This window comes from Streptomyces sp. NBC_00503 (genome assembly GCF_036346895.1).
Taxonomy (GTDB): Bacteria; Actinomycetota; Actinomycetes; order Streptomycetales; family Streptomycetaceae; genus Streptomyces.
In genome coordinates this window covers 7,342,285-7,361,580 of record NZ_CP107855.1, presented here as the reverse complement: position 1 = coordinate 7,361,580, position 19,296 = coordinate 7,342,285, and the positions used below count along the sequence as shown (strand labels likewise).

The 19,296-nt window shown below is 73.7% G+C and carries 16 protein-coding genes; 7 read left to right on the top strand and 9 right to left on the bottom strand.

Going from position 1 to position 19,296, the window contains the following annotated elements:
- Positions 1-60: 60 nt before the first annotated feature.
- Positions 61-921, top strand: coding sequence for an NAD(P)-dependent oxidoreductase (locus OG490_RS33555; RefSeq protein WP_330300035.1), 861 nt, complete (start codon positions 61-63; stop codon positions 919-921).
- A 12-nt stretch (positions 922-933) separates the two neighbouring features.
- On the opposite strand, the gene OG490_RS33550 is transcribed toward OG490_RS33555, so the two are convergent.
- From OG490_RS33550 to OG490_RS33540, 3 genes are all read right to left on the bottom strand, one after another.
- The gene (locus OG490_RS33550) at positions 934-3,084 is read right to left on the bottom strand and encodes an ATP-binding protein (RefSeq protein ID WP_330300034.1); all 2,151 of its coding nucleotides are present in this window, start codon (positions 3,082-3,084) and stop codon (positions 934-936) included.
- Positions 3,085-3,158: 74 nt separating this feature from the next.
- Positions 3,159-4,271 carry a hypothetical protein gene (locus tag OG490_RS33545; RefSeq protein WP_330300033.1) on the bottom strand — a complete coding sequence of 371 codons (1,113 nt, stop codon included), beginning with the start codon at positions 4,269-4,271 and terminating at the stop codon, positions 3,159-3,161.
- Positions 4,272-4,565: 294 nt separating this feature from the next.
- Positions 4,566-5,330: a FadR/GntR family transcriptional regulator gene (locus OG490_RS33540; protein WP_330300032.1), complete on the bottom strand. Its 765-nt coding sequence runs from the start codon at positions 5,328-5,330 to the stop codon at positions 4,566-4,568.
- Between the two features lie 166 nt (positions 5,331-5,496).
- On the opposite strand from OG490_RS33540, the gene OG490_RS33535 reads away from it, so the two are divergent.
- Together OG490_RS33535 and OG490_RS33530 are read left to right on the top strand one after the other, a co-directional pair.
- Positions 5,497-5,991 (top strand): gluconokinase, encoded by a 495-nt coding sequence (locus tag OG490_RS33535; RefSeq protein WP_330301162.1) that lies wholly within the window; start codon positions 5,497-5,499, stop codon positions 5,989-5,991.
- Positions 5,992-6,059: 68 nt separating this feature from the next.
- Entirely contained in the window at positions 6,060-7,457 is a 1,398-nt protein-coding gene (locus OG490_RS33530; protein ID WP_330300031.1) for a GntT/GntP/DsdX family permease, read from the top strand.
- 32 nt (positions 7,458-7,489) lie between these two features.
- Here the strand turns inward: OG490_RS33530 and OG490_RS33525 are convergent, their stop codons facing one another.
- The 5 genes from OG490_RS33525 to OG490_RS33505 form a co-directional block, all read right to left on the bottom strand.
- Entirely contained in the window at positions 7,490-7,717 is a 228-nt protein-coding gene (locus tag OG490_RS33525; protein WP_330300030.1) for a hypothetical protein, read from the bottom strand.
- Positions 7,714-8,922 carry a hypothetical protein gene (locus OG490_RS33520; protein WP_330300029.1) on the bottom strand — a complete coding sequence of 403 codons (1,209 nt, stop codon included), beginning with the start codon at positions 8,920-8,922 and terminating at the stop codon, positions 7,714-7,716. The genes OG490_RS33525 and OG490_RS33520 overlap by 4 nt, the downstream gene beginning before the upstream one ends.
- Positions 8,923-9,007: 85 nt before the next feature.
- Positions 9,008-10,255 carry a cytochrome P450 gene (locus tag OG490_RS33515; RefSeq protein ID WP_330300028.1) on the bottom strand — a complete coding sequence of 416 codons (1,248 nt, stop codon included), beginning with the start codon at positions 10,253-10,255 and terminating at the stop codon, positions 9,008-9,010.
- A gap of 176 nt (positions 10,256-10,431) precedes the next feature.
- Entirely contained in the window at positions 10,432-10,953 is a 522-nt protein-coding gene (locus OG490_RS33510; protein WP_330300027.1) for a protein-tyrosine phosphatase family protein, read from the bottom strand.
- 25 nt (positions 10,954-10,978) lie between these two features.
- On the bottom strand, positions 10,979-11,866 hold the full coding sequence (locus OG490_RS33505; protein WP_330300026.1) for a hypothetical protein: 888 nt from the start codon (positions 11,864-11,866) through the stop codon (positions 10,979-10,981).
- 159 nt (positions 11,867-12,025) lie between these two features.
- Here OG490_RS33505 and OG490_RS33500 point away from each other — a divergent pair, with 159 nt between their 5' ends.
- Complete coding sequence (locus OG490_RS33500; RefSeq protein ID WP_330300025.1) at positions 12,026-12,760, top strand: ATP-grasp domain-containing protein; 735 nt, start codon at positions 12,026-12,028, stop codon at positions 12,758-12,760.
- A gap of 77 nt (positions 12,761-12,837) precedes the next feature.
- Positions 12,838-14,322 carry an MFS transporter gene (locus tag OG490_RS33495; protein WP_330300024.1) on the top strand — a complete coding sequence of 495 codons (1,485 nt, stop codon included), beginning with the start codon at positions 12,838-12,840 and terminating at the stop codon, positions 14,320-14,322.
- A gap of 20 nt (positions 14,323-14,342) precedes the next feature.
- Here OG490_RS33495 and OG490_RS33490 read toward each other — a convergent pair whose 3' ends face one another.
- Positions 14,343-16,343, bottom strand: a complete 2,001-nt coding sequence (locus OG490_RS33490; RefSeq protein WP_330300023.1) for a glycosyl hydrolase family 28-related protein — start codon at positions 16,341-16,343, stop codon at positions 14,343-14,345.
- A 137-nt stretch (positions 16,344-16,480) separates the two neighbouring features.
- On the opposite strand from OG490_RS33490, the gene OG490_RS33485 reads away from it, so the two are divergent.
- Together OG490_RS33485 and OG490_RS33480 are read left to right on the top strand one after the other, a co-directional pair.
- Positions 16,481-17,176, top strand: a complete 696-nt coding sequence (locus OG490_RS33485; RefSeq protein ID WP_330300022.1) for a DUF6629 family protein — start codon at positions 16,481-16,483, stop codon at positions 17,174-17,176.
- 408 nt (positions 17,177-17,584) lie between these two features.
- Complete coding sequence (locus OG490_RS33480; protein WP_330300021.1) at positions 17,585-19,240, top strand: GMC oxidoreductase; 1,656 nt, start codon at positions 17,585-17,587, stop codon at positions 19,238-19,240.
- The last annotated feature ends 56 nt before the right edge of the window (positions 19,241-19,296 follow it).

The window sequence follows — 19,296 nt, the reverse complement described above, 5'->3', positions numbered from 1 at the left end:
GTACCCGTGGAGACTGTCCCCCGAGGACGCCTGAGGGATGGTCAGAGGAGAAGTGACGCCGTGAGCACTGTCGCGCTGCTGGGTACGGGAATCATGGGATCGGGCATGGCCCGCAACCTGCTCCGGGCCGGTTTCGAGGTCCGGGTGTGGAACCGGACCCGGGAGAAGGCGGTCGCGCTCACCGCCGACGGCGCGGTCGTGGCCGACGGACCGGCCGAGGCGGTGGCCGGGGCCGATGTGGTGCTCACCATGCTGGCCGACGGCGCGGCCGTGGCGCGGGCCATGGCCGCGGCCGTGGAGGGCCTGAGCGCCGGTCAGGTGTGGGCGCAGATGGGTACGGTCGGCGTGGCCGCGCTCGAGGAACTGGCCGTCTTCGCACAGGAGCACGGGCTGGTCTTCGTGGACGCCCCGGTGCAGGGCACCCGCCAGCCCGCCGAGGCCGGGACCCTGGTGGTCCTGGTGGCCGGACCGGCCGACCCCCGCCTGGACCCGGTCTTCGCCGCCGTCGGGGGGAAGGTGCTGCGGGCCGGGGACGAGCCGGGGGCGGCGACCCGGCTGAAGCTGGCCACCGTCGGGTACGCGATCACCGTGACGGCCGCGGTCGGCGAGGCCCTGGCGCTGGCGGAGGGGCTCGGGGTGGACACGGAGCTGTTCGCGCAGGCCGTGACGGGCGGGCCGATGGACAACCCCTACCTCCAGGCCAAGATGCGGGCCGTGCTGGAGCGGGACTTCGCCCCGTCCTTCACGGTCCGGGGCGCCGAGAAGGACACCGGCCTGATCGCCGAAGCCGCCGAGGCGGCCGGGATCTCCGTCGACCTGGCGGTCGCCGCGCGGGCCCGTTTCCACCGCGCCGACGCCCTGGGCCACGGCGACGAGGACATGGCCGCCGGCTACTTCGCGGGCTTCCCCGACCAAGCCTGACCGGCGGCGCGCTCAGCCGTCGTAGGGCCGCGCCCGCGTGCGCAGGGTGTGGCCGTGCCGGACGCCCTCCATGAAGGCCGCCTCGTAGGCCTGGTCGCCGAGGGCGCCGCGCGCGGTGCGCTCGAACTCCTCGCGTACGGAGGCCAGCTCGGGCGTTCCGCGCTGCGGGTGGCCCACCGCCTGCCAGTAGGCGTGGCCGGTGCCGTACGCGCGCGCCGCGCCGGCCCCGTCGCCGGCCGCCGCCCGGGCGGCCGCGAGCACGTCGAGGCCGAGCGCGGTCCCGAAGCTGTCGCCGAGCTCCCGCTTGCTCTCCAGCATGGCGCGGGCGTGGACGGCGGACTCGGCGGGGCGGCTCTCGAACAGGCAGATCAGGGCGAGCTGGTAGTCGGCGTAGGCCCGGGTCCAGTGCTCGCCGCGCTCGGCGCAGCCGGAGCGCAGCAGTTCCGCCTCCTCCCGGGCGTCGGTGAACAGGCCCATGCCGGTCAGCGCGAAGACCCGTACGAGGTGGCAGCGGATCCGGGGCGCCGAGTCGAAGGGGGTGCCGGGGAAGGCCTCCAGGGCATTGTCGGAGACGATCCGCGCAGCCAGCGGCCGCCCGGCCAGCAGGTGGCTCAGGCCGAGCAGGTACGCGGCGTCCAGTGCGGGCCCGGACGGTCCCGGCGATCCGTACTCCCCCTCGAGCCCGGCGGCCAGCGCCTCGCAGCCCACGGCCAGCCGGTGCGCCTGGTCCTGTTCCCCTTGGAGCAGCAGCGTCACTCCGAGGGCCCACAGGGCGCGGACCCTGATCAGCGGGGACACCTCTTCGGGCCGCGCGGCGGCCAGGGCCCGTTCCAGGTAGCTGCGGGCGGCGTGCAGGTGGCCGCAGCAGGCCCAGTAGAAACCGGCCCGGGCGGCCAGGTCCAGAGCGCGTGCGGGGGCGGTGTCCAGGTAGTGGTCGAGGGCCGCGCACAGGTCTCCGTGGACCGCGGCGACCCTCCGGTACCCCTCCTGCTGGGCGGGGCCGAGCCAGTCCCGCTCGGCGGCGCGCACGAGGTCGGTGAAGTACGCGGCGTGCGCGGCCCGCAGCGCGTCCCGTTCGCCGGCCTCGTCGCGCCACATGGCCCCGTACTCCCGGATCGTGTCCAGCATCCGGTACGAGCCGTCCGAGCCCCGGCGTACGACGGACTTCGCCACGAGCGCCGCGAGCAGCGGCGCGACGAGCGCCTCGGTGAGGGGCGGGGCGGAGCACACGGCGCGCGCGGCCGATTCGTCGAAGGTGCCGCCGAAGACGGACAGCCGCAGCCACAGCAGCCGTTCGCGCGGTTCGCACCACTCGTGGCTCCAGCCGATGGCGGTGCGCAGCGCGCGGTGGCGGGGCGGCTGGACGGGGACGGCGGTGGACAGCGGCCCGATCCTGCGGGCGAGGCGCTCGGCCAGTTCCTCGATGGTGTGGTCCGTCAGCTGCGCGGCGGCCAGTTCCAGCGCGAGGGGGATCCCTTCGAGGCGGGCGCAGATCGACCGGGCGGACCCGAGGCGTGCTTCGGTCCACGGGGGCGCGTGCCGGGGGGCGGTCGCGGCGGCCCGGGCGGTGAACAGCGCGAGGGCTTCCTCGTTGCCGTACGGGTCGGCGGCGTGCGTCAACGGGCCGATGTCCAGGACGTGTTCACGCTCCAACCCGAGTCTCTGCCGGGCGGTGAGCAGCAGCACGAGGTGCGGGGCCGCGTCGAGCAGCTCCGGTACGAGGCCCCGTAGATCGCCCACCAGGTGCTCGCAGCAGTCCAGTACGAGGAGCAGCCTGCGCTCGCCGATCCATTCCCGCACCGCCGTGGCCAGGCTGCGCGCGGTGTGGTCGGCGAGGTCGAGGGCGTCGGCCACGGTGGCCACGAGCAGGCGCGCGTCGGGCAGCGGGGAGAGGTCGGCCCAGTGCACCCCGTCGGGGAACGGGCCCGCGGTACCCGCGGCCCGCGCCCGGTCCGCGGCCCGCCGGGCCAGGCGGCTCTTGCCCACACCGCCCGGCCCGGTCAGGGTGATCAGCCGGTCACCGGTCCGCCCACCCTGCCGCTCGCCCCGCCACTCGCCCCGCCACTCGCCCCGCAAGGCCCTGTCGAGCGCGGCCAGTTCGCCGGCCCGCCCCACGAAGGAGGTGTTCCCGCCGCCTTCGTACCCGTCGCCATGTCCCAGCACCCGCCCAGTGTGGCGTACGGGGCGGATGCCGTGGTGCGGGCGCCGGGGCGCGGATCAGAGCGCCGGCGCGCGGTTCAGGGCGTCGGCCGCGCCACCGGCACCTCTCCGGGCTGCGGGATCACGGGCGACCAGGCCGCGTCGCAGATGACGGCGCGGCCGTTGCTGACGCAGTGGGTGTGGTAAAGCGTGCCCGTCTTGGTGAGTGCCTTGATCTTCACGTCGTTGCCCTGGATGGCCAGGGCCACGGCGCAGACGCCGGACGGGTAGCCGGTGACGGGTGCCACGGTGAGGTCGGTCCAGCTGAAATCGCCCCAGTTGCCCACCATGTCGCGGGTGCGGCGGCCGAGGTAGGTCTTGCCTTCCTTGAGGACGAGCGCGAACTCCTCGGAGTTGTTGGGCATCTGGCTGTCCACCGAGGAGCACGGACCCATCGGGCCCGGCACCCCCTGCGGTCCCACGGGGCCGAGCGGGCCGAGTGTTCCGGCGGTGCCGGTGGGGCCGGGCGCGCCCTGGAGGCCGGGAGGTCCTGCGAAGCCCTGGGGGCCCGCGGGGCCGGGGAGTCCGGGAAGTCCCTGGGCTCCCGGGGGACCGGCCGGGCCCGCGGGGCCCTGCTGCCCCTGAGGTCCGGCGGACCCGGGGTCACCGGGGCGGCCGAGGTCGCCCTTGGGTCCGGGGTCGCCCTTGCGGCCGAGGGCCCCGATCTCCCCCTTGAGCCCGGCGGGGCCCTGCTCGCCCGGCTCCCCCTTGAGGCCCGGCGGACCGGTGTCCCCCTTGGGTCCGGCATCGCCCTTGATTCCGGGGGTGCTGGTCTCCCCCTTCTCGCCCCTTTCCCCCTTCTCGCCCTTGGCGCCCGGCGGCCCGGCCGGGCCCTGCTTCCCCTGCGGGCCCCTGGGCCCGTGGGGTCCGGCGGGTCCCGTGGGTCCGGGGCAGGAGTGACCGTTCGCGGGTACCGCCTCGGCGCCGGTCCGGTCACAGGTGCCGGGCGCGGCCCGGTCCCCGTCGGGGGCGCTTGCGGCAGCCCCGGCTTCCGGCGCGGGCGCCGCCACCGCGGCGACGCCCGCGGCTTCTGCCGGACCGCCTTCGGAGGCCGATGCCGGAACCGCGAATCCGCCCAGTACCACGGCCACCGGCAGCACGAGGCCACCGGCCAGCCGGGCCCTTCGTCCGGTTCTTGCTGTGGAAGACATGCGAGTACCCCTTCGCCGAACGGAATGGTCGAATGCTCCGGCCGAAGCGAGGGGGAGCATCTCCCGGGCAAGGGTCATACGAAGATCAAAAACGCTAATGTCGCCGCAGCGTCAACGAGTTGGTCCAACGACACGCGGTGCCGGTACGCCGAACGGCAGCCCGTACGGGGCCACGCGCGGCCACCGGGGGCCGGGCCGGGGGCCGGCTTCGGACCGGCTGCGGGGCGGCTTCGGGTCGACTCCCGACCGGCCGAGGACCGACTCCCGCCTGGCTGCGGGGCGGCTTCGGACGGGCTACGGGGCGAGTACGTCCAGCTCCTCCAGCGCGCCCACCGCGATCTGCCGGGTCAGCGCCTCGGCGCGGGCCGCGTCCCCTTCCCGTACCGCTTCGGCCACCCGTACGTGCAGGGTGACGGCGGCCGGGTCGGGGTCGTGGAACATCACCGCGTGCTGGGTGCGGCCGGTCAGGACCTCGGCGACCACGTCGCCGAGCCGCGCGAACATCTCGTTGCCGGAGGCGTTGAGCACGATCCGGTGGAAGGCGATGTCGTGGCGGAGGTAGCCGTCGAGCTGGTGGCCCCGCGAGGTGCGGACCATGCCGAGGGCCGCCTCGGTGAGTTCGGCGCACTGCTCCGGGGTGGCCCGGGCGGCCGCGAGCCCGGCCGCGACCGGCTCGATGGCGGAGCGCAGCACGGTGAGGGAGCGCAGCTGGCGGGGGCGGTCCGTGCCGGCGAGCCGCCAGCGGATGACCCGCGGGTCGTAGACGTTCCACTCCTCGGTGGGGCGGACGGTGACCCCGACCCGGCGGCGGGACTCGACCAGGTGCATCGACTCCAGGACCCGGACGACTTCGCGGACCACGGTGCGGGAGGCATCGAAGCGCTCGGCGATCTCGTCGGTGCGCAGGACGCTGCCGGGCGGGTGCTCCCCCGCCGTGATCGCGAGGCCGAGGGTGTCCAGGACGTGGGAGTGGAGCCCCTGGCCGCCCTGGCTGCTCTGTCCGCCTGGGCCGCCCCGGTCTGCCTGGCCTGCCTGGTCTCCCGGGCCTTCTGTGGTCATGGCGTAAGCGTACGGTGACGCCCTGGCGAACAAAAGATGTGATGTTTTACCGAGCACCTCTTGAATAAGTACTACGTAATGGGCTTCAGTGGTGCCAGGCGCCGTACGGGCCGATGTCGACGAGGACAGCGAAACGAGGTGCGCGGTGAAGCGCGTCATTGTGGTGATGGGCGTGGCGGGTACGGGCAAGAGCACCGTGGGCCGACTGCTCGCGGACTCGCTCGCCCTCCCGTACGCGGAGGGCGACGCCTTCCACCCGGCCGCCAACGTCGCCAAGATGTCGGCCGGCACCCCCCTGGACGACCGGGACCGGTGGCCCTGGCTGGACGCCATCGGCGACTGGATGCGCAACCGGGCCGGCTACAGCGGCGGGGTCATCTCCGCCTCCGCCCTCAAGCGCGTCTACCGGGACCGGCTGCGCGCCACTGCCCCGGGCACCGTGTTCGTCCACCTCACCGGCGAACGGACCCTGATCGAGGAGCGGATGGCAGCGCGCAAGGGGCACTTCATGCCCACCACGCTGCTCGATTCGCAGTTCGCCACGCTGGAGCCGCTCCAGGCGGACGAGCCCGGCGTCCTCGTCGACGTGTCCGGAACCCCCGAGGAGATCACCGAACGGGCACTGGCCGCCCTGCGCGACCTCCCCGTCCCGACCGCGTAGCCGGCAGTCCCCCTCTCCCAGTTCCCTGACCGACCAGTTCTACGACCGACACCTAAGGAACCGCCACCGTGACCAGTCTCAGCGTCGAGACTCTGGCAGCGGCCGCCACCGAACCGATCACCTCGGCCGGCAACACGCAGCTGGGCATCGCCGTCATCGCGGGCATCGCCGTCATCGTCCTGCTCATCACGCGCCTCAAGCTGCATGCCTTCCTGGCACTGACGCTCGGCTCGCTCGCCCTCGGCATGTTCGCGGGCGCCCCCCTGGCGAAGACCATCACCAGCTTCACGGCCGGGCTCGGCTCCACCGTCGCGGGCGTCGGCGTACTGATCGCCCTCGGCGCGATCCTCGGCAAACTGCTCGCCGACTCGGGCGGCGCGGACGAGATCGTGGACACCATCCTGGCCCGCGCCAAGGGCCGGGCCATGCCGTGGGCGATGGTGCTCATCGCCTCGGTGATCGGGCTCCCGCTCTTCTTCGAGGTCGGCATCGTGCTGCTGATCCCGGTGGTCCTACTGGTGGCCAAGCGGGGCAACTACTCGCTGATGCGGATCGGGATTCCGGCACTCGCCGGCCTGTCCGTGATGCACGGGCTGATCCCGCCGCACCCCGGCCCGCTGGTCGCCATCGACGCGCTCCACGCCAACCTCGGCATCACGCTCGCCCTCGGCGTGCTGGTCGCCATACCGACCGTCGTGATCGCGGGACCGGTGTTCGCCCGGTACGCGGCCCGGTGGGTGGACATCCCGGCGCCCGAGCACATGGTCCCGCAGCGGCCCTCGGCCGACCTGGAGCACCGCCCGCGGTTCGGGGCGACGGTCTTCACCGTGCTGCTGCCGGTGGTGCTGATGCTGGTCAAGGCCCTGGTCGACATCGTGGTGAACGACCCGGCCAACGCGGTGCAGCGGGTCACCGACGTGGCCGGTTCCCCCCTGATCGCCCTGCTCTCTGCCGTGCTGGTGGGCATGTTCACCCTCGGCCGGGCCGCCGGTTTCACCAGGGCGCGGCTCTCCGTGACGGTGGAGAAGTCCCTGGCCCCGATCGCGGGGATCCTGCTGATCGTGGGTGCGGGCGGCGGCTTCAAGCAGACCCTGATCGACGTGGGCGTCGGCCAAATGATCATGGACTTGTCGCAGAACTGGGCGATCCCGACCCTGCTGCTCGGCTGGCTCATCGCCGTGGCCATCCGGCTCGCCACGGGCTCGGCCACGGTCGCCACCATCTCGGCGGCCGGCCTGGTGGCCCCGCTCGCGGCGGGCATGCCGACGACCCAGACCGCCCTGCTGGTCCTCGCCATCGGGGCCGGATCGCTGTTCTTCAGCCACGTCAACGACGCCGGATTCTGGCTCGTCAAGGAGTACTTCGGCATGACGGTCGGCCAGACCCTCAAGACCTGGTCGGTGATGGAGACCATCATCTCGGTGGTCGCGCTGGGCTTCGTCCTGCTGCTGTCGCTGTTCCTCTAGCCGTCCAGGCCGTCTCTTGCAAAAGAGACGACCTAGGCGCGTTCACAGCCCGCCAGTTGGGCCGCGGCCAGGTCGAAGCCGCCTGCCGCCGTGGCGCAGCGCTCGGCCAGGCCCTCGACCTCGGCGCGCAGGGCGTCGGCCCGCGGGCCCTGCCAGTGCAGGTCTCCCGCGGCCCGGCGCAGCCGCTCGGCGTGCGAACGCAGCGTGGTCGAGTGGGCGCGCAGGCCTTCGGCCGGTGCGGGTCCGGAAATCTTCCTCAACTCGGCCTCCCGGGAACGTAGACGTCGGGCCGCCCCGGCAGTCCGACGAGATGACTGCCGGTGACCCAGCCCTCGAAGACGGCCAGGCCGGCCGGGGATCCGGGGCCCGTGCACAGCCGGGCGGCCGGGTAGACGGTGGTGAACTCCCGGCTCGTGGCGAGCCGTTCGGCCGCACGGGCGCCCGGGCCGCAGCCGAGGAGGGCCAGTTCGGATCCGGAGGGCACGAGGCGGCGTACGGTCCCGGCCACCATGCGGAGGTAACCGTCGTCGCGCCCGGCGTGCCCCTCGCCCCCGTCGGGCCCGCCGCAGCCGGCGCACCCGCCGTCCGGGGAGCCCTCGGCGTCGGACTCGACGGGCTCGGGGCCGGCCAGTTGGACCACGTAGCGCTCGCCCCCGTCCGCTCCGACGACCTGCTGGAGCAGGACCGCTCCCCCGGCGGTGGCGCCCAGACCCTCCGCGTTGCGCAGGTATCCGGCCGGGGTGCCGGTGGTGTCCAGGTCCGCGAGGAAGCCGGTCTCCGGTCCGGGGCAGGCGGGGCCCGGCTCGAAGAAGGCCCGCAGGGCGGCGCCGAGCCCGAGGAGCGGTTCGGCGGTCACGGCCCTGCCGGTGGCGATCTGCCAGCCCGCATGGTCGTTGAAGGGGTTGCCGTCGGTCAGCGCGTTCCAGGCGAGGATGTCGGCGAAGGAAGGGTTGAGCAGGGCGAAGGCCGGTCCGGCGCCTTGCCGGCGCACCAGTTCGCGGAACTCCCGGACGGCATCGGCCTGCCGGTCCTCCTCCACGGCCCGCAGGACCACGGCCGCGTCCGGGTCGGCCGCCAGTGCCGGGTTACGGGTGTGCGCGGCCCGGATCCGGCCCTTGAGCCCGCACACCGCGAGGCTGATCGCCAGGCTCTCGCGGCCGGTGAAGACCCCGGCGAGCCAGCCCGCCCGGGCCACGCCCCGGCCCCGGGGGGCCCAGCCGAGTCCGGCCGGGTCGGTGAGGGCGCGCAGCAGCGTACGCCAGGCGGCCCGGCGGCGGCTGCCCGAGGTCAGGGCGGTGATCGGCAGCCGGGAGCCGAGGGCCAGTCCGGAGGCGTAGCGGGCGGCTTCGCCGACGGCGTCGGCGGCTTCGCACAACTCCCGGCACAGGGCGCCCAGCTGGTCGGCGTCCGGGTCTGGGTCCGGGTCGGCCGACTCGGAGGTCGCGGAGGTCGCGGCGTCGGACATGGATCCCTCGTGTGGTCGGATGGATGGGGCGGGCGGGACGGCTGGGCGGGCGGGACGGACGGGTTCTGTTCTGTGGAGCGGGGTTTCAGCGCCGGGTGAGGCGGAGCCGGATCCCCTGCGGTTCCAGCGCGGCGGGCAGCGGACCGAGCGGGTCGAGCGCGGGGCGGACGGGGTGGACCCGGTGGCCGCGGAGCACCTCGGCGCAGAGCGCGGCCGTGACCAGCAGGCCCAGTTGCTCACCGGGACAGCGGCCCTCGGCGTGGCTGAAGGGGGCCATCCGGATGTCCCGCGCCGCCTCGGGCGAAGCCCACCGGCCCGGTACGAAGACGTGGGCGGCGGGTACGCGTTCGGGATCGCGCTGGTGGAACAGGGCGGGGAGCAGCACGCAGGTCCCGGCGGGATGGCGCACGCCCCGCCACTCGGTCTCGGCGCGGGTGATCCGTATCAGGTCGGGGACGGCCGGGTACAGGCGCAGCGCTTCGCGGACGCAGGCCCGCAGCCGGGGCAGGGCGCCCTTGGCCGCGCCCGCTTCCCGCGCCTCGGCGGCCGCCGCGGTCTGCTCGGCGGGGTGCGCGCCGAGGAGCAGCAGGGTGCGCAGCATCAGGCCGGGCACCAGGTCGAAGGCCGACAGCCAGTGCCGGGCCTGCCCGACCGGGTCGAAGCTTCCCGTCGGGTCGGCGTGGCGGCGGGCCCGCCCGACGAGGGTGTGCGGTTCGGCGTCGGCCGCGTACGCGGCGATGCGCGCACCCGTCTTGTCGTGGAAACGTCCGAGGCGGCGGGTGAGTTCCACGTCTTCGGCGGCCGCGTCGCCGAGGACGATGCGGCGGGCGGCGCGGGCCACGACATGCCGGGCGCGGGCGAGTTCGAGGGAGCCGCCGGCCGTCAGCCGCCGGGCCTCCTCGGCGAGGACCGACAGGAACGGCCCGCACGAGGGGTGCACGGAGAGCCCGGCGGCGAGGACGGCGTCGTTGACCGCCCGCCGCTGCGCGCGCAGCCCGGCGTGGGCGCAGCCGTCCGGGGCTCCGGGGGCGGAGGCCAGGGCGAGGGTGTCGACGGGTTCGGCGTAGAACTGCCGTACGTCCTGCGGATCCAAGATGAGCAGGACGGTGCCGGTCAGCCCGCGTAGGAGTACGGGCGCCCCGCCGTGCCGCGCGCGCAGGGCCCGCAGGGTCGCCGCGGACCAGCGCGGCCGGGCGGGTGCGGCGTGCCCCCGTCCGGTGCGGGGGCGGGCGCTCACGAAGCCCCGTACGAGCACCGGCAGGGTGTGGGCGGCGGCGAACCGGACGCTCCCGGCCCGCCCGGACCGGCCGGTACGACCCGCGCCGGCCGTCATACGCGGGCCGCCGCGGCCGTGGCCGGAGCCGGGGTGGCGCGGGCCGGTCCCGCGGGCACATCGAGGGCGGTCTGCTGGGCCGTACGCATCCGTGTACCTCCGCGCAGCCGGGATTCGACGGTCGGTGATCTCGCGCTCACCGTACGTCGATCACCCGGGGTCCGCGCTTCGAGGAGCTACGGGAGGGGGTCGGGGTCCACGAGCAGCGCGGCGGCGTCCAGCCCGGCGGTGAGGTACTCGGTGAAGGTCTCGTTGTGCAGGGCCCACGGGGAGCGCTTGCGGCGGACGAGGTCGATGGCCTCGGCGGGGGCCGGTACGAGGCCGCGCTCGACGAGGCACTGGGCGACGACGAGGCCGGACCGGTTGTAACCGGAATGGCAGCGGACCAGGATCGTCCGTCCGGCGTCGAGGGCGGCGCAGGCGGCCCGGACGAGCCGCTGGACCGTACGGAGCTGCGCGCTCGTGAGTGGGGCGTCGGGCATGTCGCCGACCAGATGTTCCACGCCGGGACCGGGACCGTGGCCCGGGTGGGTGAAGAGGCTGATGACCAGGTCGAACTCCGCTCCGACGACGACCGGCCACAGCTCCCCGGCCGGGTCGGTCCAGAAGTGGCCGCCCATCCAGAGACCGGGGGCGATCTCGTCCCAGGGACTCCCGGGACCGGGCGGTTCGCGGTCCTTCTGACGGGTCTTCTTCATCGGACCCCGAGGATACAACGAAGCGTCAGCGAGGGGGAGTTGGCCCGAAGAGCGCGTCGCGGAAGGCGGTACGGAGCGGGGCCGACGGGGTGGTGGGGAGCAGGGCCGCCCAGCGCTGGCGGCGCGGGGAGACCCACAGGGCGGGGCCGTCACCGTGGGACCAGGCACCGTGCGGGGCCGGGTGCCAGAGGAGGCCGCGGGCGGGGGTGAGCTCGCCGGTGCGGATGCGCAGCGACTCGTCGGTCCAGGCCCGGCTGACGGGCCCCGCGGCGGAGGCCTCCGCGGAGCCTTCCGCGGGGGCCAGGAGGTGGCTCAGGAACCGGGCGAGGTCGGCGACGGGGGCGCGCAGGGTGCCGTCTGCGGCGAAGCGGGTCCGGGCCATGCCGAGCGGGCCCCAGATCCGGTCGGCGGCGAAGTCGGCGAGCGGCCTGCCGCAGAGCCGCTCGGCCAGCCGGACGAGGGCGGGCAGGGCGGGCACGGCAGCCCGGGCGGAGCCGTGGGGGACGTGGCCGACGTGGGTGAGCAGCTGGTGTGCGGTGGTTCCGGCGGGCAGGCCGTCGCCCGCCTCGTACGCGGTGAGCGGGGTGTGCAGGCTCAGCTCCCCTTCCCCCACGAGGATCCCGATGACGGGCCAGACGGCCAGCACGGCCGCCAGCCCGCCGACATCGAGCCCGCGGGCATCGAGTCCGCGGGCATCGAGTCCGCGGGCATCGAGTCCGCGGGCATCGGGTTTGTCGGCGTCGAGTCCGTCGGCGTCGAAGGCGCCGGTGGCCGCTCCGCCCGCCGCGCTCGGGCCCTCCGGCCCGCCGAACGCCCAGGCGGCCCCGGGGTCGGCCTCCCGTACGAGGGCCTCGACCCGCTCCGCGCACTCGCTCTGCCCGCTCTGCCCGGCCCGGTCGCTCTGCAGCGTCATGGTCCGTACGGTACGGCGTCCGGCGGCCCGCCCCCGGCGCGTCCCCCGGTCCGGTCACCGCCGCCACCCGAATGCCCCCACCGTCCCCCACCCGCCCCCGCGCCGCCCGGCTCCGAAATCCGGATGACGCCGGGCCGGGCCCTCCCTCAAGATCACCGCATGACCCTGCTCCTCCCGCCCCGCCTCACCGCGTCGGCCGCCCGGCTCCGGGACGCTGCGCACGCGCGCGGGCTGGCCACCGTACGTCTGGACACCTTCGCCGTGCCCGAAGGGCTGCGGGCCGCGCACCTGCACGCCGGTCCGCGCTTCGCCGACGCGGTGGCCGCCGGGCTCGAGATCGGCCTCCTGGAGGCGCCGTCCGACTGGCTGGCGCGGCTGCCGCGGCAGCTCACCGGCCGGGAGATCCGGTTGATGACGCTGCGCGAGGCGTACGGGCTGCGCCGACCGGTCTTCGTGAAGTCCCCGAACGACAAGGAGATCCCGGCGCTCGTCTACGCGGACGGCTCCCGGCTGCCGGGGCCGGATGCGGTGGATCCGCGGACGGAAGTCCTGGTCAGCGACGTGGTGCGGTTCACCGCCGAGTACCGGCTCTTCCTGCTCGACGGGGCGGTCCGCACCGCGAGCCGCTACGCCGAGGACGGCCGCCTCAGCCTGGGGCCCGTGTCGGCCGATGCCCTCGCCTTCGCCGCGGGTCTGCCGTTCTCCACCCTGCCGTCGGCGATCGTGGTCGACGTGGGCTTCGCCGACGGCGGCGGCTGGTCGGTGATCGAGGCCAACGCCGCGTGGGCGAGCGGTACCTACGACTGCGACCCCGGCCGCGCGCTGGACGTGGTGCTGCGCGCCGCCCGGCCCCGCTCGGCCATGGAACCCCGGGACCTGGAGTTCCTCCGCTGACCGGCGGGCCCGCTGTCTCTTTCAGATCCAGCCGCGGCCGGCTGGCCATCCGGGGGCGGACCGGCCAGCCTGGGGGGATGACCGACCCTGTCGCGCAACAGCCACCCGGCATCCGGCTCCGCTCCGCGCAGGGCCGGTGGATCGTGCTGACCACCGTCCTCGGGTCCGCCATGGCGCTGCTCGACTCGACCGTGGTCAATGTCGCCCTGCCCAGCATCGGGCGGGACCTCGGCGCCGATCTGGCGGTGCTGCAGTGGACGGTCAACGCGTACCTGCTGACCCTCGCCGGGCTGATCCTGGTCGGCGGGGCGCTCGGCGACCGCTTCGGGCGGCGCCGGATCTTCGTGCTCGGGGTGGTGTGGTTCGCGGTGGGTTCGCTGCTGTGCGGCATCGCGCCGAACGCCGGGGTGCTGATCGGGGCCCGCGCCCTGCAGGGCGTCGGCGGCGCACTGCTGACTCCAGGTTCCCTCGCCCTGATCCAGTCCTCGATCCACGCCGACGACCGGGCCCGCGCGGTGGGGCTGTGGTCGGGGCTCGGCGGGGTGGGCGCGGCCGTGGGACCGTTCCTGGGCGGCTGGCTGGTCGACGGGCCGGGCTGGCGCTGGGTGTTCCTGCTGAACGTGCCGTTGGCCGCGCTGTGCGTCCCGGTGGCGCTGAGACACGTACCGGAGTCCCGGGATCACGAGGCGCACGGGCGGTTCGACGTGGCGGGCGCCGTCCTCGGCGCGGCCTCGCTGGCGCTGATCACCTACGCCCTCATCGAGGCCCGGTCGGGCACCGCCCTCGTGGTGGCGGCGGGGGTCGGCGGAGTCCTGCTGGGCGCCGCCTTCGTCGTGGTCGAGCGGCGGCGGGCCGATCCGATGGTGCCGCCGGGGATCTTCGCCTCGCGCCGGTTCACCGCCGTCAACCTGGTCACGCTGTGCGTGTACGCGGCCTTCGGCGGGTTCTTCTTCCTCGTCGTGCTCCAGCTCCAGGTGGTGTCCGGCTACTCCGCCCTCGCCTCCGGGGCCGCCCTGCTGCCGACCACCGCCCTGATGCTGCTGCTGTCGGCCCGGTCGGCGGAGCTCGGCGAGCGGATCGGCCCGCGGATCCCCCTGACCGTGGGGCCGCTGCTGTGCGCGGCGGGGATGCTGCTGATGCTGCGGGTGGGCGAGGAGGCCTCGTACGTACGGGACGTGCTGCCGGCGCTGCTCGTGATGGGCATGGGCATGGTGACCCTGGTGGCTCCGCTGACGGCCACGGTCCTGTCCTCGGTGGACCCCGGCCGGGCGGGGCTGGCCAGCGGGATCAACAACGCCGCGGCGCGCGCCGCCGGGCTGCTCGCGGTGGCGGCGCTGCCGCTGCTGGCCGGGATGGGCCCGGACGCGTACCTCTCGGCCGGTGCCTTCGACGCGGCGTTCGGGCGGGCGATGCCCTGGTGCGCGGGGGTGCTGGTGCTCGGATCCGTGGTGGCGTGGACGACCGTGCGCTCCCCCGCGCCCGGGAGCTGCCACCCGCAGTGCCGTACCAACTGCGCGGTGACCGCTCCGCCGCTCGAACCCCCGGGAGCGGCGAAGCGGTGATCCGGGCGGCCCGCCCCCTGCTACCAGGGGCCGGGCGCGGGCGGGGCCACGACCGGCGGGCGGTCGTCGCAGGTGATGGTGTTGGGCAGTTCCCAGCCGGCCAGCCAGGGGCCCGTGGTGCCGCCGCCGTCGTTGCCGCCCCGGTCCACGAGGGTGAACTCCGATCCGGTGGCGGGGAAGTTGAAGGAGCCGCAGTTGTTGACCCCGACGGCCCCGACGCCCCGGGCGTCGACGTTCTCGAAGGTCGCCGAACCGGCCGCCCGCGCGCTGAGGACGGAGGTGCCGGTGCCGTCGACCTTGATGTCCTTGAAGTGGACGTTCTCGATGCGCACCTTGTCCTTCACCGGCCAGTCGCTGACCAGCATGACGGCGTTGTAGGTGGAGTCGAGGAAGGAGTTGTCGGTGACCTGGATGTCGGCCTGGTCGATGCTGCGGTCCAGGGCGTAGAACCAGATGGAGCCGAGCCCGATCTTCCAGTTCAGTTCGTACGTGCCCGCGCGCGCGGTGGTGTTGCCGGCGATCCGCAGGGCTCCGGTGAAGGGTTCGGCGCCGAACCGGGAGCCGATGTGCAGGGCGCTGCCCTCCCGGACCGGGTCGGCGACGAGGTTGGCGGTGACGGTGGTGTCGGCGCCGCCGTAGACGGCGATGCCGTTGGCCAGGGTCGGGCTCTGCACGGTGTTGTGGTCGAAGGTGTTGCGGGCGTCGGCCGTCTTCTCGGACCAGAGCGCGAGGCCGTCGTCGCCGGTGTTGCGGACGACGTTGTCCTGGACGAGGGAGTCGGTGACGCCGGTGTGGAAGTTGAGGCCGTCGGCGATCTGGTCGGTGATGACGTTGCGGGTGACCTTCACGTTGCTCATCGGGCCGTCGAACCAGAGCCCCACCTTGGTGTGGTGGATGTAGAGGGAGTCGATGGTGGAGTCGCTCATGGCTCCGCCCACGCCGTTGACCTGGTCGGTGTCCACGCGCTCGCGGACGTCTCCTTCGATGGCGAAGCGGGAGAGGTGGACTCCCCGGCTGCCGCCGGCCAGGGCGCCCTGCGTGGCCTCCTTGCCGTAGAAGCCGACGCCCTTGCCCTTGACGGTGGTGTACCAGCTGCCGGCGCCGGTGACCGTGACGTCGTCCACGATGATGTGGCGGTTGACCTGGTAGGTGCCGGGCGGCAGGTAGACCGGGAGCCGGTGGCGCCTGGCGAAGGCGATGGCCCGGTCGAGGGCGTCCGCGGAATCGCGGCGGCCGGTCGGGTCCGCCCCGAAGAGCAGGGCGTTGGCGGCGGCCGTCTCGATGTGGGGGGCGCCGACGAGCTCGGAGTCGAGCAGGTCGATCACGGTCCAGGCTGCGGTGCTCCCGGCCGGGACGGTGAGCCGGATCCTGTCGCCCGCCCGGTGGGTGCGGCCGAGGAGCAGCCGCTGCTCGTCGTACATGTGGGTGGGCCGGAACGGCTTGGTGACGACCGGGGCCGGGGTGGTGGCCGCGGGGACGCAGCCGCACTCGGTGATCCACCAGTCGGGGTGCAGGAGGTCGGCCTGCGGGTCGTTGCTGAAGGGGTACTGGTTGTAGAGCCAGGAGTACTGCGAGGTCAGCGTCATGGAGCGGCGGTTCTTGCCGTTGACGGTGACGTCGAGCGGGGCCGTGGTGCCGCCGCCGGCCGGGGCGTCGGGGAGGCTGTAGCGGACGGTGATCGCGTCGGCGGCCGCGGGCAGGGTGAACTCCACGTACTCGCCCGGGGCCAGTTTCACGGCCTTGCGGCCGGAGGCCTCCGCGGGAAGGGAGTAGGCGGTGCGGTCGGGGCCGATGAGCGTGCCGGAGGTGGCCGCGTTCTCCGCTTCCTGCTCGGCGAAGGACACGCGGGCGCCGCGGCCCTCGACCAGTGCGGGATCGAGGGCGGCCCGGGTGACGGCGGTCGCGGGGGCCGTGGGCGGGGCGGTGGGACCCGCGGCGGCCGCGCCGGCGCCCAGGGCGCCGAGGCCGAGCGTGGACACGGTGATCGCCGCCAGCGCGGCGGCGGCTCTTCTTGGGGACATGGCGGGGACAGTAGAACCCCGCGCACGAACACAGCAAGGGTTGTGCAGGAACCTTCTCTGTCTTGTCGAATTTTTCCAGTGATCTGTGGCGTGGCAGACGGCGCCGGTCCGCCCTACCGTGGGAGCGGGAGGTCGCCATGTGCTGGAGCGCGACGGCCGATCTGACAGCGGGTACGGCCATCACCGCCGTCGGGATCGCCTGCCTGGTGCGCACGCGAAGGGCCAGGGACCTGCCCGTCGCCGCGCTTCCGCTGATCCTGGGCGCACACCAGCTGATCGAAGCCGCCGTCTGGAGATCCGGCGGCGGCTGCGGCCCGGCCACCACGGCGTGGGCGGTGATCGCCCTTCCGCTGCTGCCGGTGTGGGTCTCCTTCGGGGTACTGCTCGCCGCCCCGCCGGCGTTCCGGCCCCGGCTGTGGTGGCCCGCCGGCGTCGGCCTCGCCACCGGCGCGTACCTCTCGTACTGTCTGGCGACGCGCCCGGTGAGCGCCGAGATCCGCGGCCACATCCTCGGTTACTGCGTGAATGTTCCATGGATGCCGCTGGTTCTTGCGGGCTATCTGTTCGCCACCCTCGGCTCCCTGCTGATCTCCGGCGACCGCGGGCTGCGCCGTCTCGGTGCGCTCCTCGCCGCGGGGGCGCTCGTCTGCTCCGCGCTCTGGAGGCTGGAATTCGCCTCCACCTGGTGCGCCTTCGCGGCGGCGGCCTCCACCCTGATCCTCGCCCGGACCCGGGACCGTGGGTTCTCCTTGTGTACACGGGGGCCCGGACCGGGGGACACCGGGCCTGTAACACCGGCCCGGACGGCGAACAGGCCCACTTGGCGAAGGTAAAAAGATTTCGGGCCCGATCACGGCCGCACGCTGCGGTTTGCCGCTTTTCGGCCGCCGGGCGCAGGGGACACAGCCATGACGGAGTGGCTGCGTGGCCCGGGATTCCCGGCCACCCGGCGGGGGACGCCGCCCCGTAACGCGTTCGACTTCTGACGTGCCGGATTCGAGCCGCGCGCACGCCGCCGGCCCGTCCCCCTCCCCCGCGCTCCCGTCACTGCGAGACCACCACCCCTCCACAGCCAGTGGTCGTTCCCAGCGTCCGATGGGACCTTCGGCGCCGGATCCCGGACCACGGACCGGCGCCCTCCGCGACCATGATCGGCGAAAGATACCTAGGCGTATCTAGTGACTTCACAAGCACTCGGCAGTAGAACTCGTTCTCATTCAGCCTAGAGTGAGGAAGCTCACATGAGCGACAAAAGCCTGCACAAAACCAACACCAACGGCGTCTCGCGTCGCGGGTTTCTGGGTAGAACAGGTTCCATTCTGGGGGCCATGGCCCTTGCTGGTCCGATCATCTCGTCCCCGGCACAGGCCGCCACGGCCGACGCGACCGCCGCCGGCCCCATCGACAACGGCGCCCACGTACCGGCCCTGGTGATCGGCACCGGGTACGGCGGCTCCGTCGCCGCCCTGCGGCTCGCCGAGGCCGGCGTGGACGTCCACATGATCGAGATGGGCATGGCCTGGGACACCCCGGGCTCGGACGGCAAGATCTTCTGCAGCACCACCAGCCCGGACCAGCGCTCCTACTGGCTGCGCACCAAGACCAAGCAGCCCCTGAGCAACTTCCTGGGCTTCCCCATCGACAAGGACATCCCGCGCTACACCGGCATCCTGGACGCCGAGGAAATGGGCGGCATCATCGTCTACCAGGGCCGCGGCGTCGGCGGCGGCTCGCTGGTCAACGGCGGTATGGCGGTCACGCCCAAGCGCGCGAACTTCGGCGCCATCCTCCCCTCCGTGGACGCGGAGGAGATGTACAGCACCTACTACCCGCGCGCCAACGCGGGCCTCGGCGTCGGCCTGATCGACCCGGCCTGGTTCGACACCGTCGACTGCTACCAGTTCGCCCGGGTCGGCCGCAAGCACGCCCAGCGCTCCGGCTTCCCCTTCGTCTTCGTCCCGGACGTATACGACTGGGACTACATGAAGCAGGAGGCGGCCGGGACCGTCACCAAGTCCGCGGTGGCCGGTGAGATCCTCTACGGCAACAACTACGGCAAGAAGTCCCTCCAGAAGACCTACATCGCCCAGGCCAAGGCCACCGGCAAGGTCACCATCTCGCCCCTGCACAGGGTGACTTCGGTCTCCCAGGCCTCCGGCGGCGGGTACACGGTCGTCATCGACCAGATCAACACCAGCGGCGACACCATCGGCACCAAGACCGTCGTCGCGGACAAGGTGTTCTTCGCGGCCGGCAGCGTCGGCACCAGCAAGCTGCTCGTCCGGCTGAAGGCCACGGGCGCGCTGCCCAACCTGAACTCGGAGATCGGCAAGGGCTGGGGCGACAACGGAAACGTCATGGTCGGCCGGGCCAACCACATGTGGGACCCGACCGGCAAGGTCCAGGCGTCGATCCCCTGCGGCGGCATCGACAACTGGGACGCGGGCGGCGCCTTCGCCGAGGTGGCCCCGCTGCCGACCGGCATCGAGACCTACGCGTCCTTCTACCTGTCGATCACGAAGAACCCGAACCGCGCGGAGTTCAGCTACGACGCGGCCTCGGGCGCGGTCAAGCTGAACTGGCAGACGGCCTGGAAGCAGCCGTCCATCGACATGGCCAAGACCATCTTCGACAAGATCAACTCGAAGGAGGGGACGATCTACCGGACCGACCTCTTCGGCACCAACAAGATCTGGGGCGACCACCTCACCTACCACCCCCTCGGCGGCGCGATCCTGAACAAGGCCACCGACAACTACGGCCGCCTGCACGGATACACCGGCCTGTACGTCATCGACGGCGCGCTCATCCCGGGCAACACCAGCGTCAACCCGTTCGTCACCATCACCGCGCTCGCCGAGCGCAACATCGAGAAGATCATCGCCACCGACCTGTAGCGCCGGGCCCGCAAGGGCCCACCAGGTCGCGGCAAGCAGCGCGAAGGCCCGGGGCC